Origin of the sequence: Pseudomonas abietaniphila (assembly GCF_900100795.1) — a bacterium.
GTDB classification, from domain to species: domain Bacteria; phylum Pseudomonadota; class Gammaproteobacteria; order Pseudomonadales; family Pseudomonadaceae; genus Aquipseudomonas; species Aquipseudomonas abietaniphila.
On record NZ_FNCO01000003.1, the window covers coordinates 217,508 to 234,026 of the forward strand.

Genomic DNA, 16,519 nt, shown 5'->3' on the forward strand with positions numbered 1-16,519 from the left:
GGACGGACACGAGTGGTGCGGGTGGTCCGCGTGATTGATGACCCCAATCAATCAGCACTCGACAGGCGTTGAGCGGTACATATCTATTGCCCTGCGCCATATGGCGCTTCATTACGCTATAATCCCGCCCTTTAGCTGCCCGCCGCCCAAGCGCCAGGCACACCTTATTGATCAGGCGCACGCCGCCTGCACGCAGACTTAAGAGGCTAGACCCTAGTGGCATTGACGATCCTTGGCCTGTCCGGCGCCCTTAGCCATGATCCTTCCGCGGCCCTGTACATCGACGGCAAGCTGGTGGCGGCCGCCGAAGAAGAGCGCTTCGTTCGCGACAAGCACGCGAAGAACCGCATGCCTTACGAATCGGCGAAGTTCTGTCTGGAACAGGCCGGCATCAAGCCTTCCGACGTCGACGTGGTCGCCATTCCGTTTGCCCCGATCAGCCTGTTCGGCGAGGCGCGCTGGCATTACGCCAAGCGCTACTGGTATGCCCCGGACCGCGCGCTCGACGCCATCCTGATGGGCAACCGTCGCTACAAGCGCTACCGCAACAAGATCGTCTGGTGCCTGGAGCAACTGGGTTTCGACCCGAAAAAGGTCAAGATCGAGCCGGTCGAGCACCACTTGGCTCACGCCTCCAGCGCCTATCACTGTTCCGGTTTCAAAGAGAAAACCGCGATCCTGGGTATCGATGGCAAGGGCGAGTACGCCACCACGTTCTTCGGCTACGGCGAAAACGGCAAGATCCACAAGATCAAGGAATTCTTCGACCCGGATTCCCTGGGCGGTCTGTACGGCGCGATCACCGAGTTCCTCGGGTTTGAAATGCTCGACGGCGAGTTCAAGGTCATGGGCATGGCGCCGTACGGCGACGCCAGCAAATACGACTTCTCGCGTCTGGCCAGCTTTGAGAACGGCGAACTGGTGATCAACACCGAATACGCCAACGTCATCGGCCTGCGTCGTTATAAAGAGAAGGGCAAGGGTTTCTACTTCTCGCCAAAACTGATCGAGTGGCTGGGTCCCAAGCGCGAAGGCGATATCGCCGACGAGCCGTACATCCACTACGCCGCCAGCATGCAAGCGCTGTTCGAGAAGCTGGCGCTGCAGATGATGGATCACTACCTGGGCGACATCCTCAAGGAAACCGGCAAGATCGCGTTCGCGGGCGGTTGCGCGCTGAACGTCAAGCTGAACCAGAAAATCATCGCCCGTCCGGAAGTCAAAGAGCTGTTCGTTCAGCCGGCCTCCGGTGACGCCGGTACTGCGGTCGGTGCTGCTGCCTACGTTTCCCACGCCCGCGGCGTGCCAGTCGAGAAGATGGAGCACGTCTACCTCGGCCCGTCGTACAGCAACGAAGACGTGATCGCGGCCTGTGCCCGTCACCCGAGCGCGCCCGCATGGCGCAAGCTCGACAACATGCCGGAGCAGATCGCCAAAATCATGGTCGACGGCAACCCGGTCGCCTGGTTCCAGGGGCGCATGGAGTTCGGTCCGCGTGCATTGGGCGGTCGTTCGATCATCGGTTGCCCAAGCGTGGCCGGCGTTGCGGACCGCATCAACCACCAGATCAAGTTCCGCGAGCGCTGGAGGCCTTTCTGCCCGTCGATGCTCGACACCGTCGCGCCGCAGATGATCAAGATCGATCACCCGGCGCCGTTCATGACGTTCACCTTTGAAGTCGCCGAAGAGTGGAAGACCCGCGTGCCGGAAGTCGTCCACGAGGACGGTACGTCCCGGGCCCAGGTGCTCAAGCGCGAATACAACCCGCGCTACTACGACATGATGAAGGCGCTGGAGAACCTGACCGGCAACGGCGTGTCACTGAACACCTCGCTTAACCGTCGTGGCGAACCGATGATCTGTTCGCCGACCGATGCCCTGAACATGTTCTTCGGCTCGGATCTGCAGTACCTGATCATGGAAGACATCCTGGTGGTCAAAGACGGCGCGGACACCTATGACACGCTCGGCTGAGCGGCATGTGTTGCAGTTCTGCCACGGCTATGACGGGCCGTTTCTCGACTGCGCCCGTCAATACGCCAGCCTCTTCGCGGGCAAGGGATACCGGGTAACCACGGTATTCCTGACCGGCACTGCGGACGCCGAGGTGGCCGACAACTGCGCCTCGGACGAAGTGCTGTTCATGGAGTACAGCTCCAAGGCCATTCGTGGCTTGAAGCTGGGGGCGATTCGCGATTTGCGCAAAATCGCTGCCTCCCGAAATTTCTCGTTCTGCATCGCTCATCGCTTCAAACCGATCTACATCGCGCTGCTGGCAACGCGCTTGCCGGTGATCGGTGTGCATCACGCGTTTGGCGATTACCAGCGCCGCAGCCGCAAGCTGTTCGCCCATCTGTTTCGCATGCGCCTGAGCTTGCTCGGGGTGTCGGACGCCGTGCGCGACGACATGCGCCAATGCCTGCCGAAGTGGCCGACCGGACGTATCCAGACGCTCTACAACCGCATCGACGTCGAAGCCCTCGCGGCCACGCAGTTGTCCCGTGAAGAGGCCCGCGAAGCGCTGGGTCTGCCGCAGGACGCCTGGATTGTGGGTAACGTCGGGCGTCTGCACCCGGACAAGGACCAGGCCACGCTGTTGCGCGGATTCACTCAGGCATTGCCCAGGCTTCCCGCCAGCAGCCTACTGGTGATCGTGGGCAAGGGCCGTCTGGAGCAGGACCTCAGAGAGCAGGCGATGGAGTTGGGCGTTGGTCGCGAGGTCATGCTGCTGGGTCAAGTGCCTCAGGCCAGTCGTTACTTTAAGGCGTTCGACGCCTTTGCCCTGAGCTCCGATCACGAACCGTTCGGCATGGTGTTGCTGGAGGCGATGGTCGCCGGCGTGCCGCTGATCGCCACCTCGTGCGGCGGCGCCAAGGAAGTGGTCGAGGGCGTTGGCATTCTGTTTCCGTTGAAAGATGCCGAGCACCTGGCTCAAGGTCTGGTTCATCTGTCTCGGCTGGATGCCGGGCAGCGTGAGTCCTGCGCCGAGATGATGCTGGACCGCCTGCGTGATCGCTTCTCCGACGAAGCTGTGCGCTCGGTGTTCTGGCGTCTACCGCAAGTCACCGACCTGACTGCGGAGTCCTGATGCTCAATCGTTTTCAAGCCTGGCGTGAACGTGGCTGGACGCAGATCGATGCGGCCGCCTATCAACACGCCTGGCAACGTTTTGGTGGCAGTGTCGCCACGCATCCGTTGGTGGTCGAGCGTCTGGCGGGCCTGGCGCAAATCCCGGTGCGATACCTGGGATGGCATCAGGACGGCGAGCTGAAAGCTGCGATCCCGACCTGGGGGCGTTCGCTGGCGTTGTCCAAGGACGTGCTCAAGCGTCATGGCAAGAAGGGTCTTTACGATCTGGGCAACGCAGAATTGATCCTGCCGATTGCTGCTGATGCTCAGGTTCCGCTGCGCCATCATGGTCGTTATCTGTCGGAGCTAAACCAGGGACGCATCGCAACACTCAAGCCGCAGGCCGAGTCATTGGCCATGGCTCGTACGCCCGAAGACCTGTCGAAGAAATTCCGCTACAACCAGCGTCGCGAACTGCGGCTGCTTGAAGAGGCCGGTGGCGTCGTTCGTCCCGTTGCTGACTTCACCAGCGCTGAACTGGCAGACATGTACTGCGACCTGTTCCAGCGTCGCTGGGGTTTCGCGGCCACCGGCGCCGAGCGGATGGGAGAGGTGATCGAGCTGCTGCGCGAATTGCTGATCGGTTCAGTGATCTTCCTTAACGATGCGCCGATTGCCATTCAACTGGTGTACCGCGTTGAGGCGCCTGAGTGGATCAGCGTCGAATACATCAACGGTGGCGTCGACCCCCAGACCCGTGATTTCAGCCCCGGTAGCGTGCTGAGCTTTCTTAATACGCAAAGTGCCTGGGAACACGCACGGGCGCTGGGCAAGCCGCTGCGTTTTTCTTTTGGTCGCGCCGATCGTGAATACAAGGATCGTTGGTGCAACCCCGTTCCGGTGTTTCAGGTGTGAGCCGCAAGCAGGCATTGCTCAAGCGTCACCGCCGTAACAAGCGCGTGGCACTGCTGGTGGCGCTGATGGTGCTGATTGCGCTCGGCGTCCTGTTGGCCTGGTGGTTGCCGCTGGTTCTGGCGGTGCTGGGTTGGGTCGCCCACGAGGCGTGGTTCTCCGACCATCTGTTTTATTCGCCAAGCGATGACTATCAGTACCGGTTCCCTGCGCCAAACGAGGTGCCAGGCGCGGCCCTGCGTGGCGACCTGTTGCATGTCGATCCGCCATTGACGCTCGACGGTTCCGAGACGCTGGTCCTGGCGCTGCCGATCAAAAGCACATGGCTGGGGCGTTTTTTCGATCCGTCTGTCGAGCTGAGCAGCGGTGAGATGAACGACAGCCAGGCGTTCGAGCGTGGCGTGAACGGTTTGCGCTACCTGAATCTCACCGGTTTTTACGACGCGTTGAACGCAGGCACGCTGCGCATTCGCGGGCGTCGCTGCGGTATTCAGGGGGCGCTGCGGTTGTGGTCGTTCCGCCATGACGATGCCCGGCGTCAGCGGGTCATGGTCATCGCGCCGCATGCCGATGATGCCGAGCTGGCGGCGTTTGGCTTGTACGCCGAGGCCGAGGAAAGCTGGATCGTGACACTCACCGCCGGCGAGATCGAAGCCGAGCATTACCAGCAGATGGGGATGAATCGCGCCGATGCCGCGCGGATCAAGGGTCGGCTGCGTGCCTGGGACAGCATCGCGGTGCCGCGTTGGGCTGGTGTGCCGGAATCCCGTTGTGTGCAGCTGGGTTATTTCTGCTTGCAATTGCCTGCCATGCAGGCCGCTCCCGATCAGCCTGTCGCCTCCCGCGAAGCCGATCTGAGCGACACGCGCCTGTTTCGACAATTCAACGCCATGGCGCTGCCCGGCGATGCCGACGGTGCGCCCACCTGGAACAACCTGATCGCTGACCTGCGGGCTTTGTTGCTGCAGGCGCGACCTCAGGTGGTGGTGATGCCGCACGCGACGATTGACCCTCATCCCGATCACATCTGTTCTCAAGCAGCAGTTCTGGAAGCATTGGCGGGGCTGGAATGGCAGCCGAGTGTGATTCTCGGGTACGCCAATCACTTGCACGACAACGACCGCTGGCCAATGGGCAATGCCTACAGTGGCGTGGCGCTGCCCCCGGTATTCGATGCTTCGCAAGCGTTGGTACCCTACAGTATCCAGCTCAATACCGAACAACAGCGAGACAAGGCCATGGCCTTGGGTATGATGCATGACCTGCAGCCGCCTGCTCCGCTCAAACGTCGGATCCGGCGATGGTTGCAGAAGGTGTTGGCTGGCCGGCGATGGCCTGCGGAAGGTGAGAACGAGTTTTTCAGGAAGGCCGTGCGTCGTCACGAGCTGTTCTGGCGCAGGGAGCTCTGATAGCCCTCGACGCCTTCAGGGTGTTGAGCGGCCGGGCAGGCATGATCAGGTTTTATAAGGATGTCCATGAAGGTTTTATTTCTGGTCCAGAAAGAGCAGCGCGCGATTCTGGATCGCCTCTATGAAGGCGTCGCTGCCAGTTGCGATTGCGACCTGCGCTGGTTGACCTCGGACGACCAGCGCCATTTGCGTCGTTACTTTCGCCAGCACGTCGACGTCACGAAATACGACCGTATCGTGTTCTTCCTGAGGTTCAAGCAGGAGATCCGTCAGGCGAGCTTCATTCGCACCGTCCCTAATCTGGTGATCCTCGAGCACGACGCCTACCAGAACTACATCCCGTGCAAATACACCGGCAAGTTCAGCGCTCACTATCGCAAATTGCCCTGGGTGCGTGTCATCAGCTCCGGGTTCATGGTCAGCGAACGTCTGCGCCAAGAAGGCTTCGACGCTGTTTTCGTCCCCAAGGGCTACGATCAGACGCTCCTGAGTGATCAGGGGCGCGAGCGTGACATCGAGCTGGCGTTCGTCGGCAGCACCAACAGCGTGGCTTACAGCGGGCGCAAGGCGTTGCTCGATGAGCTTGGCCAGGTGGAGAAACTGGTCGTGACCCGTACCAAGTCCGGCGAGGAATACTGTGACACGTTGAACCGGATCCGGTTTTTCGTCAGTGCCGATGTGGGCATGGGCGAGTACATGATCAAGAATTTCGAGGCGATGGCGTGCGGCTGCGTGCTGTTTGCCTATGATCAGGGAGAGGCGGAAAACCGCGCGCTGGGTTTGCAGGACATGCACAACGTGGTGTTTTACAGCGACATCCCCCAGCTACAGGCGAAACTTGCGGTGCTGCGCAGTGATCCAAATCTGGCGCAGCGTATTGCGGTGAATGGTCGCGATCTGGCAGTGTCTCAGTTCGGCTTCGGCGCAATCGGTGCGCGGATTGTGCGCGAGCTTGAACCTGCGTTGCGTGCCAGGGCACCGGCAAGCTGGTTGGAGAAGTTGCGGGCAGCGATAGGGATTTGATTTGAACGGGTTAGGCGCTGAAAATAATGATATCAATGTGAATCCAGATAGCGTCCGCATGCCTTTTTTTTCAATGTCGGGTTGCGTTGGGCTCCGCTGCCGTTTCCCGGGGCGGCAGGTGAGCGCGCAGCCGGAACCCAGGGATTGGGTACGTACATGAACTGGCCATTAGTCTCGGTACTGGTGCCGTGCTTCAACCACGATCTGTATATCGAAGAGTGCCTGCTCAGTATTCTTCAGCAGGACTACGACAATTTCGAACTCATTGTCGTGAATGATGGGTCAACCGATCTCAGCGCTCAGAAAATCGAGGCGCTACGTCAGGTTCATGGCTTTCAGTTCTATCAGCAAGAAAACATGGGTGTCAGTGCTGCGCTCAATAACGCGCTGGGCCATGCGCGCGGCGAATTCATCATTACCCATGATTCCGATGATGTGATGCTCGCCGGGCGGATTCGTCGTCAAGTCAGCTACATGCAGGAACATCCCGAAGTCGGTTTGCTAGGCGCCAAAGTCATCTACATCGATGCCACCGGCAAACCGCTCAAGCACAAGCCCGTGACCGACCCTCAAGTCCAGCGCTGGAGCTTCGATGAGTTACTCGCCGATGCCTATGCGGTGGGCGCGCCGGTGGCCATGTACAGGCGGACGGCGATCGACAAGGTGGGCGGGTACGACCCTTCCATCAAGGTGCAGGATTTCCAGATGACCCTCCGGGTCGCCGAGGCGGGCTATCAGGTCGACATCCTGCCCGACCGGGTCACGCTGTACCGTCGTCATGCCACGAACATCTCAAAGACTGCTTATAAGAGTCAGCTGATCTACGACCTGAAGGTCATCGAGGCGTACAAGGATAATCCTGCCTACGAGGCCGGGCGTCTGGCGATCATCAACAAGGCACTGAAAGAGTCGGTGGTGGCAGACAAGAAGTTCGCGCGCGCCTTGTTCGCCAGCGTGCCTGTGCATCGCTGGAATCGCCTGACGTGGAAGAGATTCAGGCACTTCGTTTTTAAATATCGCAAACCCAAAGGTGCGCAGTGATTCAGCCTTTACAGGATCAGCAATTGATAAGCAGGGTCGTTTCACAGGGAAGTGCGCAGTTGCGCTCGATAGTTGATCATCTGGGTATTGCCGGCGTGGTGCTGGCCTTCGGCTTGTTCTGGAGTGTCGCAGGTGTCCTGTTGACCCCTACGATGAAGTTCTACAGCTGGCTGCTCACGGCGTTTGTCTACCTGCCAGGCTTTTATCTGGTGGCGCGTTATTTCTCGGAGTTTCGCCACACGGTTCTTAACCGGCGGGAGCTTTGGCTATTCCTGTTGCTGTTTTTCTGGTCACTGATCTCGCTGTCCTGGAGTCACGATGCTGAGCGATACCTCACGATCATCAAGCGTGAGGTGTTCTTCCTCCTGCTGATTCTTGGATGGATTGTCTGGGGCCGCACCTTCAATCGCCCTTTGCAGGCCATGATGATTCTCTGGGGCGGGCTGGCCGGGCTGTATTCCCTAGCGGCGCTGATCGCCTATCCAATGCGTGGCATCGACCGCATGTACGGGTTCGGCGGGTTTATGGATAACCCCAATCCGGCAGGCTATACGATCGCTGCACTCATCGTGCTCAGTTGCACCTGGTGGCCACAGAAGCTGAGTGCTCGCGTTATCTGGGGCCTGCTCCAGGCGTGCTCGGTGGCCTTCGTCATACTCACCGGGAGCCGGGGTTCGATGGTATCGCTCATGGCGGTCGCGGCCGTCGTGGTGCTCCTCGGTGGCGGGCGCTTCTACCGAGCGTTAGGGGTTTTGGCGCTGCTTGCGGCGGCGGTATTCGCGATATTCGAACCGTCGATATTCCAGCGTGGGGACTCAGAGCGCAGCATTCTCATGCGGGGGGCAATCGATCTGATTCAGCAACGCCCCTGGCTGGGCATCGGTCTGAGCAGTGACTATGAGGTTTCTGCCGGCGGTCAGGTCTTCGGGCACTGCCACAACATGATCCTCGACACCGCTGTGCAATACGGATTGCCCTTTACGGTGCTCTGGATATGGTTGTGGTGCTGGCTTGGGCTGCGCGCCTGGCGCCACCGTGCAGAAACATTGGGCATGACCATTTTGATGGTCTGGGTGTTCGCAACCGTCGCACAGCAGTTTGATGTCTTTACCGTCTTTGGCCGTGCGCGCGCGATGTGGATGGTGGTGTGGATGCCGTTCGTCCTGTCGCTCTGCCTCGGGAAGTCCGAGAACAAACCGGCAATCAGCTAATTATCAAGCCTGTTCAGCCAGCGCCAGATGCTCGTTGAGTGTCTGGCGTTTCCAATGATGCTTGCTGTGTTCGATATAGCTCTCGAAAAACAGATCCCCATTACGCTGCAGCAACCACGCGTGGTCGTTCTTGTAGCGGCGCATGTGCTGAAAATTGCGCAGGCACAGGCTTTTGCGCAAAGGGCGGCGCAGGGTTTTCATGTCGGCAATGTCGATGAGCCCCAGCGCATGCTCCGGCGTCATCACCACGTTGCCTAAATGCAGCGAACGAAAATAGATCCCCTGACTGTGCAGTTCGGCCACGAAGCGTCCGAATTGTCGGATCAGTGCGGGGTCATTGAAGTGTTCGTCCTCGGCGATAAGCTGACGCAGCGTCTTGCCAGGGAGCGGTTCGTAATGGACGACATCGCGTGCGATATCGCTGACCCTGTAAGTGGCGAGCACCTGTGGGCAAGGGATGCCCCGCTTCCGGAGGATGGATGCGTTGTTGGCGAAGCGTTTCGCATAAGGGAAGAAGGCGGCTGACGAAATCAGCCTCTTGCGCCGGAACAGCTTCATAAAATTGCCATCGGCCAAGCGTAGAACCTTGTCTCCGAAGAAGTCTGCTTCTATGACTTCAGCATCTCTGCGTAAGGCTTGGTAGTCAGAGTAGGCGAGTGCGCGCATGCGGGCTCCTTCGAAAATGGCGGCCATGATACCTCAGCCGGCCATCTGAGGCCCAATGCTCAAGCCGTGTGTTAGTATTTCGGCTCTTTCTACCGTATCGATGACTATGAGCACGCCAGAAAAAAGCGAATCCTCCAGCCTGAAAATCTATCTTCGACTGTTGAACTACGTGAAGCCTTACGTGGGCATCTTTCTGCTCAGCATTGTGGGTTTCGTGATCTTTGCCTCCACCCAGCCCATGCTGGCGGGCATTCTCAAATATTTTGTCGACGGCCTGACCAACCCTGAAGCGGCCTTGTTCCCCAATGTGCCTTATCTCAGGGATCTGCAGCTACTGCAGGCCGTGCCGCTGCTGATCGTACTGATCGCGGCCTGGCAGGGTCTGGGGTCGTATCTGGGTAACTACTTCCTGGCCAAGGTCTCTCTGGGCCTGGTGCATGATTTGCGCGTCGAACTCTTCAACAAGCTGTTGGTTCTGCCGAACCGGTATTTCGATACGCACAACTCCGGGCATCTGATTTCTCGCATCACCTTCAACGTGACCATGGTCACGGGGGCTGCGACCGATGCGATCAAGGTCGTGATCCGCGAAGGCCTGACCATCGTGTTCCTGTTCCTGTATCTGGTGTGGATGAACTGGAAACTGACCATCGTCATGCTGGCGATCCTGCCCTTGATCGCGTTCATGGTCGGCAGCTCCAGCAAGAAGTTTCGCAAGCAGAGCAAGAAAATCCAGGTGGCGATGGGTGACGTGACCCACGTCGCGTCGGAAACCATTCAAGGCTATCGCGTCGTTCGCAGCTTTGGTGGCGAGAAGTACGAAGAAGAGCGCTTCGCCAAGGCCAGCACCAGCAACACCGACAAGCAACTGCGCATGACCAAGACCGGGGCGGTCTACACCCCCATGCTGCAACTGGTGATCTACACCGCCATGGCCGTGCTGATGTTCCTTGTTCTGTGGCTGAGGGGCGACGCATCCGCCGGTGATCTGGTGGCCTACATCACCGCAGCCGGTCTGCTGCCCAAACCGATTCGTCAGCTGTCTGAAGTCAGCTCGACGATCCAGAAAGGCGTCGCGGGCGCCGAGAGCATTTTCGAACAGCTTGATGTCGAGCCGGAAGTCGATACCGGCACCATCGAGAGGGATCGGGTCGAGGGGCGTCTGGAAGTTCGCAACCTGAACTTCACTTACCCTGAAACCGAACGTCAGGTGCTGCACGACATCAGCTTCTCGGCGGCGCCGGGTCAGATGATCGCCCTGGTGGGGCGGTCCGGCAGTGGCAAGTCAACCCTGGCGAACCTGATTCCTCGCTTCTATCACCATACATCGGGGCAGATCCTGCTCGATGGTGTCGAGATCGAAGATTATCGCCTGCGTAACCTGCGCAGGCATGTTGCTCAGGTGAATCAGAACGTGACCCTGTTCAACGACAGCGTTGCCAACAACATCGCTTACGGCGATCTGGCTGGCGCGCCGCGTGCCGACATCGAGGCCGCTGCAGCCGACGCCTACGCGAAAGAGTTCGTCGAGCAGTTGCCAGAAGGCTTCGACACTCAGGTGGGCGAAAACGGTGTATTGCTTTCCGGTGGCCAACGTCAGCGTCTGGCCATTGCCCGCGCACTGCTGAAAAACGCGCCGTTGCTCATTCTGGACGAGGCGACGTCGGCGCTGGACACCGAGTCCGAGCGTCACATTCAGGCAGCGCTCGATCAGGTGATGAAAGGCCGTACCACGCTGGTGATCGCTCACCGGCTGTCGACCATTGAGCGTGCCGATATGATTCTGGTCATGGATCAGGGACGCATCGTCGAGCGTGGCACCCATTCTGAGTTGCTGGCACAGAACGGCTACTATGCTCGCCTTCACGCGATGGGACTGGACGAGCCGGCGCCGGTGGGCGCCGTTTAACGCGCGAGTTCAGCGACAGGCGCTTTGAATGTGTGCCGGCTTGATGGTGAATGCGGTGGGTCAGCGGCGTCCATGGTGATTGAGCCACCGCCTTCGCTGCCCTCGTAACCTCGGACGTCTCCTACATAGACCGGGTTGATGCAGGAACCCATGTCCAGACCTCGGGCCTGTGGGAGCTGTCTTGCCTCAAGCGGCTCTCACTGTGTTTTCTGCGCTTGCCGTTACATCGACTTTTCCCCAAGGCCTCAAGCCTTCGCAAACCCTGTGCTAAGATTCCGCCCCTGTTCATTCTTAGTTACGGGTTGTTCGATGAAGTTGTCCATGCCGCGTTTCGATCAGGCACCAGTTCTGGTAGTGGGCGATGTCATGCTCGACCGCTACTGGCATGGCGGTACCTCCAGGATTTCGCCTGAGGCCCCGGTGCCGGTGGTCAAGGTCGATCAGATCGAAGACCGCCCGGGCGGCGCCGCCAACGTTGCGTTGAACATCGCCGCACTGGGCGCGAAAGCGTCCCTCGTGGGCGTCACCGGCCAGGACGAGGCCGCTGAGAGCCTGAGCAACAGCCTTCAGGCTGCGGGCGTAACGGCGCGCTTTCAACGCATTGCCCACCAACCCACCATCGTCAAATTGCGGGTCATGAGCCGCCACCAGCAACTGCTGCGTATCGACTTCGAAGAACCGTTTGCCACCGACGCGCTGTCGTTGAGCCAAGAGGTGGATTCGCTGCTCGATGGCGTCAAGGTGCTGGTGCTGTCCGACTACGGCAAAGGCGCGTTGAAGAACCATCAGGTGTTGATCAAAGCGGCGCGCGACCGTGGTATTCCTGTCCTGGCCGATCCGAAAGGCAAGGATTTTGCGATCTATCGTGGCGCCAGCGTCATCACGCCAAACCTCAGCGAATTTGAAGCCATCGTCGGGCATTGTGTCGATGAAGCCGAGCTGGTCGCCAAAGGCGCACAACTGATGGCCGAGCTCGAACTGGGTGCCTTGTTGGTGACCCGTGGCGAGCACGGCATGACGCTGTTGCGTCCCGACCAGCCAGCGCTGCATTTGCCTGCGCGCGCTCGCGAAGTGTTCGACGTCACCGGTGCCGGTGACACGGTGATTTCCACCCTGGCGGCGGCCATTGCAGCGGGCGAAGAATTGCCGCATGCCGTGGCGTTGGCCAACCTGGCGGCGGGTATCGTTGTCGGCAAGCTGGGTACGGCAGCCATCAGCGCCCCGGAACTGCGTCGCGCCATTCAGCGCGCCGAAGGGTCTGAACGTGGCGTGCTGAGCCTGGATCAGTTGCTGCTGGCCATCGACGATGCGCGGGCTCACAACGAGAAGATCGTCTTCACCAACGGTTGCTTCGACATCCTGCATGCGGGCCATGTCACCTACCTCGAGCAGGCGCGGGCCCAAGGCGATCGTCTGATCGTCGCGGTCAACGACGATGCGTCCGTCAGTCGCCTCAAGGGCCCGGGCCGCCCGATCAACAGCGTGGACCGGCGAATGGCCGTTCTGGCGGGTCTGGGTGCGGTGGATTGGGTCATCAGCTTCCCTGAAGGCACGCCGGAGAATCTGCTCACTCACGTCAAGCCAGACGTGCTGGTCAAGGGCGGCGATTACGGTGTCGATCAGGTGGTTGGCGCCGAGATCGTCAAGGCGTATGGCGGGGAAGTGCGCGTACTGGGCCTGGTGGCAAACAGCTCAACCACGGCCATCGTCGAGAAAATCCGCGGGCAGTAATCAGGTCGCTTTGTTGTAGTAGCGCGCTTGCCCACGATTGAGCCATGTCAACCGACAAATGTATCCGGCCAAATAGCAATCGCGGGCAAGCGCGCTCCTACAGCTGAGCAAGGCCCGCGACGCTGGATCAAGTTTTATGCAGCTTCTGCCGCGCAATGCGCAGCAGCTGCTTGGCACCCACTTTCAAGCGACGCTTGATGCCGGTCTTCTTCGGTTTCGGCGGTGTCATTCCCTGTTGTAACAACCAGTCCTTCCAGCGAATGCGCTCGTCCCTCACCACCCAACCGTCCTGAGCTGCAAAGCTTTCGGCCAGATACAGGCCCCGCGTACCCGCAGGGGAGAGCTTGTCGTTCTTGAGGGTGTAAAGCTCCGGCAGCGGCGAGCCGTTTTCCAGCGGCATCAGGTACAGATCCGGTTTGCTTCGGTTGAGTCGCGCCACCAGTTGGTCGTTTTCCAGCGCTTCGTCCACATGGAAGAGGCTCAGCGGGCGCGCCTCCTTCGGGACTTCCAGGCGCATGTCGTAGATCAGTTGCAACGACGCGGTCGGCAGGTGAACGTAAGCGCGCGGGCGCTCGATCAACGTCATGCTGCCGCACCGTACAGGTCGCGCGGCGCCCGACAGCGGGCTCAAACGAAAGGGCATGGCTTCGCGATAATGAAGCGCTGCGGCATACGGCGCAGGCAGCCATGTATCGTTGAAACGCCCGCCGAGCCAGCCCTGCGGTGTTTCGATCAGGCATTCCTCGGCCACTTCCTGGATGGCCGTGTGCAGCGGCAGGTTCAGTTCATGCGCCGGGACGTACCCGGAGATCAATTTCAAGACGACGTCGCCACGGTCCTGGCGACGCTGACGCACCAACACCCAGTAATCGCGATTCTGCCAGTTGAGGGTCAGCCGTACCGACACTCCGAGGTTGGCCAGTTCGGTGGAAAAACGCTCGCTGTTCTCCACCTCGATCTTGCGCCGACGCAGCAGGGTCTGGGAGAAATTCAGCGGCATCCCGACGCTCTGGTAGCTCAGGCTCTCGGGAGTGGCTTCGACGAATAACGGCAGGGTTTTGAAGTTGCTGGGGTTTTTCCGAATCAGGGTTCTCGGCATATCGGCTCCTTCTTGCGTTGGGGTCGGCCGCCCGGATCAGGCTCGACGGCGAATCACTTCAGCGGCAGTTGCCACGTTATGGGCCAGATGCAGTGGATTGATGGTCCCGACGATAGCACCGGTGACGCCAGGATGCTCAAACAGCAGCTCGAAACTGGCCTGCACTGGATCGACACCGGGACTGAGGCAAACGTGCCCGCTGGCCAACGCTTTTTTGATCAAAATCCCTTTATGGTGTGCAGCAGCGTAGTCGAGGACCGGTTTTTCGGCGTGTTCATTGAGGTTGTAGGTGACCATTGCGCAATCGCCGTCCTGCAACGCCAGCAGACCGCCCTCGACGGTTTTGCCTGAAAAACCGAAGCCACGAATTTTGCCTTCGCGTTTCAAGTCCGCCAGCGTTAGATAGACATCGCATTGATTCAGGACATGCAGGTCGTTGCCGTCGGAATGCACCAGCACCAGATCGATGAAGTCAGTCTCCAGGCGCTTGAGGCTGCGTTCCACCGAGAGGCGCGTGTGGGCGGCGGTGAAGTCGTGGCGCGACTGCCCCGCTTCGAACTCCTCGCCGACTTTGCTGACAATGACCCAGTCCTGACGCTGGCCGCGCAACAGCGGACCGAGGCGCTCTTCGCTGCGGCCGTAGGCGGGCGCGGTGTCGATCAGGTTGATGCCCAGATCCCGCGCCAGCTTGAGCAGCATCTGCGCTTCATGGTCGTCCGGGATCGTGAAGCCGTTGGGGTATTTGACGCCCTGATCGCGACCCAGCTTGACCGTCCCCAGCCCGATGGGGGAGACGTTGATGCCGAGGCTGCCCAACGGTCGATGCAGATCGTGCAAAGTTTTCATGGCAGCAGGACATCCCACACAGGTTTGGCGAGCGGCGGTCTTGGCAGATCCTTGTAAGGCGGTTGCGGGATCGGATGAATGTCGTCCCGCGACAGCGAGGCCAGCACACGATCAGCAAAGTCGGGCGCCAGCGCCAGCTTGGTCGGCCATCCCACCATCAGCCGACCCTGAGCATCCAGAAACGCATTGTCCGGGCGCACCAGGCCGGTTTGTTGAGGCTCGGCACGGTCCACGCGCAGCGTGGCGAACTGCGCCTGACTGAGGTCGACCCAAGGCAGCAGATGAGCGAGTTCTTTTCTGGCCGCGGCGATTTGCTCGGCTGGATTTCGGGCAACGCCTTCCGCTTCGGAAATATCGCCGCCCAGGTACCAGACCCACTCGCCATTGGCCGCCGGGTGCGTGGTCACCGTGATCCTCGGCTTCGGGCCACCGCCCAGGCAGTGCGCGTACAGCGGTTTGAGCGTCGGGCCTTTGACCATGACCATGTGCAGCGGACGACGCTGCATGGCGGGGTGATTAATGTTCAGCGCTTTGAGCAGGTCGGCGGTGCCTTCCCCTGCGCTCAGCACCACACGCTGTGCATGAATGTCGCGACCGTCGACGCGCAGGCCGACCAGTTCACCTTCGTGCAGCAGCGGCTCGATCTTTTCGCCGGCCAGCAAGCTGTCTCCGGCCAGTTCTGCAAGTCGTTCGATCAGGCTCGGGACGTCGATCACCAGCTCCGCAAGGCGATAGACCTTGCCCTTGAAACGTGGGTCCTGAAGGGCGGGAGGCAAGTCGGTGCCTTTGACCTGATCGACACGGCCACGCACCGCCTTGCTGGCGAAGAAGCTGGTGAGGTTGCCGGCGATGGTGCCCGGTGACCAGAGATAGTGGGCTTCGGAAAGCAGTCGTACACCCGACAGGTTCAACTCACCCTTGCCGGACAAGGCTTCACGCCAGCGACGCGGCATGTCGGCGATGGCTTCGGACGCACCCGACAACGCCCCATGCAGTGCATATTTGGCGCCGCCGTGAATGATCCCCTGGGATTTGAACGTCTGCCCGCCGCCGAGGCTGGCGCTTTCCACCACGACGGTCGAGAAACCCTGACGACGCAGGCGGGCATTGAGCCAGAGACCGGCTACGCCTGCGCCGACAATCAGAACGTCAGTGGAAATGGCGGATGGCATGAGCACCTCAAATGGCGAAACGAATCGCGCCATTATAGGGGAAGCCGCTTTTCAATGACCTCCCTTTAATGGCCTGCTGTTTTTGAGAACAGCTGAATGACCACAACCCCCGCCACGATCAGCCCCATGCCGGCGATGGCGGGCAGGTCGAGTTTCTGGCCATAGATGAACAGTGCGGCGATGCTCACCATGACGATGCCCATGCCGGCCCAGACCGCGTAGGCCACGCCCACCGGAATGCTGCGCACCACCAGCGTGAGCATCCAGAACGCCACTGCGTAACCGACGATCACCAGCAGCAGCGGCAGCGGGGTGCTCAGACCTTTGACGGCTTTCATGGAAACGGTGGCGATGACTTCGGCGCAGATGGCGATGGCGAGCAGGTAGTAGGCGGACATGATGAAAACTCCTCTTCAATGCTGCGGATTCTA

Annotated in this window: 14 protein-coding genes; 9 read left to right on the forward strand and 5 right to left on the reverse strand. The window is 60.1% G+C overall.

Going from position 1 to position 16,519, the window contains the following annotated elements; all coding sequences use genetic code 11:
• The first annotated feature begins 216 nt into the window (after nt 1-216).
• The 7 genes from BLS87_RS07725 to BLS87_RS07755 all read left to right on the forward strand — a co-directional run bounded on the left by BLS87_RS07725 (nt 217) and on the right by BLS87_RS07755 (nt 8,665).
• On the forward strand, nt 217-1,974 hold the full coding sequence (locus BLS87_RS07725; RefSeq protein WP_074751742.1) for a carbamoyltransferase family protein: 1,758 nt from the start codon (nt 217-219) through the stop codon (nt 1,972-1,974).
• Nucleotides 1,958-3,088 (forward strand): glycosyltransferase, encoded by a 1,131-nt coding sequence (locus BLS87_RS07730; protein WP_074751744.1) that lies wholly within the window; start codon nt 1,958-1,960, stop codon nt 3,086-3,088. The genes BLS87_RS07725 and BLS87_RS07730 overlap by 17 nt, the downstream gene beginning before the upstream one ends.
• On the forward strand, nt 3,088-3,984 hold the full coding sequence (locus BLS87_RS07735; RefSeq protein ID WP_074751746.1) for an antimicrobial resistance protein Mig-14: 897 nt from the start codon (nt 3,088-3,090) through the stop codon (nt 3,982-3,984). The genes BLS87_RS07730 and BLS87_RS07735 overlap by 1 nt, the downstream gene beginning before the upstream one ends.
• Nucleotides 3,981-5,390: a PIG-L deacetylase family protein gene (locus BLS87_RS07740; RefSeq protein ID WP_074751748.1), complete on the forward strand. Its 1,410-nt coding sequence runs from the start codon at nt 3,981-3,983 to the stop codon at nt 5,388-5,390. Before BLS87_RS07735 ends, BLS87_RS07740 begins: the two co-directional genes overlap by 4 nt.
• A gap of 66 nt (nt 5,391-5,456) precedes the next feature.
• Nucleotides 5,457-6,413, forward strand: a complete 957-nt coding sequence (locus tag BLS87_RS07745; RefSeq protein WP_074751750.1) for a glycosyltransferase family protein — start codon at nt 5,457-5,459, stop codon at nt 6,411-6,413.
• A 156-nt stretch (nt 6,414-6,569) separates the two neighbouring features.
• Complete coding sequence (locus BLS87_RS07750) at nt 6,570-7,454, forward strand: glycosyltransferase family 2 protein (RefSeq protein ID WP_074751752.1); 885 nt, start codon at nt 6,570-6,572, stop codon at nt 7,452-7,454.
• A gap of 95 nt (nt 7,455-7,549) precedes the next feature.
• On the forward strand, nt 7,550-8,665 hold the full coding sequence (locus tag BLS87_RS07755) for an O-antigen ligase family protein (protein ID WP_143024328.1): 1,116 nt from the start codon (nt 7,550-7,552) through the stop codon (nt 8,663-8,665).
• A gap of 3 nt (nt 8,666-8,668) precedes the next feature.
• On the opposite strand, the gene BLS87_RS07760 is transcribed toward BLS87_RS07755, so the two are convergent.
• On the reverse strand, nt 8,669-9,331 hold the full coding sequence (locus BLS87_RS07760; protein WP_074751754.1) for a phosphotransferase: 663 nt from the start codon (nt 9,329-9,331) through the stop codon (nt 8,669-8,671).
• A gap of 106 nt (nt 9,332-9,437) precedes the next feature.
• On the opposite strand from BLS87_RS07760, the gene msbA reads away from it, so the two are divergent.
• Both msbA and hldE read left to right on the forward strand, forming a co-directional pair.
• Nucleotides 9,438-11,240, forward strand: a complete 1,803-nt coding sequence (msbA, locus tag BLS87_RS07765; RefSeq protein WP_074751756.1) for a lipid A export permease/ATP-binding protein MsbA — start codon at nt 9,438-9,440, stop codon at nt 11,238-11,240.
• Nucleotides 11,241-11,549: 309 nt separating this feature from the next.
• Nucleotides 11,550-12,971 carry a bifunctional D-glycero-beta-D-manno-heptose-7-phosphate kinase/D-glycero-beta-D-manno-heptose 1-phosphate adenylyltransferase HldE gene (gene hldE, locus BLS87_RS07770; protein WP_074751758.1) on the forward strand — a complete coding sequence of 474 codons (1,422 nt, stop codon included), beginning with the start codon at nt 11,550-11,552 and terminating at the stop codon, nt 12,969-12,971.
• 127 nt (nt 12,972-13,098) lie between these two features.
• Here the strand turns inward: hldE and BLS87_RS07775 are convergent, their stop codons facing one another.
• From BLS87_RS07775 to BLS87_RS07790, 4 genes are all read right to left on the reverse strand, one after another.
• Nucleotides 13,099-14,070: a metal ABC transporter ATPase gene (locus BLS87_RS07775; protein ID WP_074751760.1), complete on the reverse strand. Its 972-nt coding sequence runs from the start codon at nt 14,068-14,070 to the stop codon at nt 13,099-13,101.
• 36 nt (nt 14,071-14,106) lie between these two features.
• A complete protein-coding gene (locus tag BLS87_RS07780; protein ID WP_074751762.1) occupies nt 14,107-14,916 on the reverse strand; it encodes an aldo/keto reductase in 810 nt (269 codons plus the stop codon).
• Nucleotides 14,913-16,088, reverse strand: coding sequence for an NAD(P)/FAD-dependent oxidoreductase (locus BLS87_RS07785; RefSeq protein ID WP_074752166.1), 1,176 nt, complete (start codon nt 16,086-16,088; stop codon nt 14,913-14,915). The genes BLS87_RS07780 and BLS87_RS07785 overlap by 4 nt, the downstream gene beginning before the upstream one ends.
• A gap of 65 nt (nt 16,089-16,153) precedes the next feature.
• Nucleotides 16,154-16,486: a DMT family transporter gene (locus BLS87_RS07790; protein WP_074751763.1), complete on the reverse strand. Its 333-nt coding sequence runs from the start codon at nt 16,484-16,486 to the stop codon at nt 16,154-16,156.
• Nucleotides 16,487-16,519 lie beyond the last annotated feature (33 nt).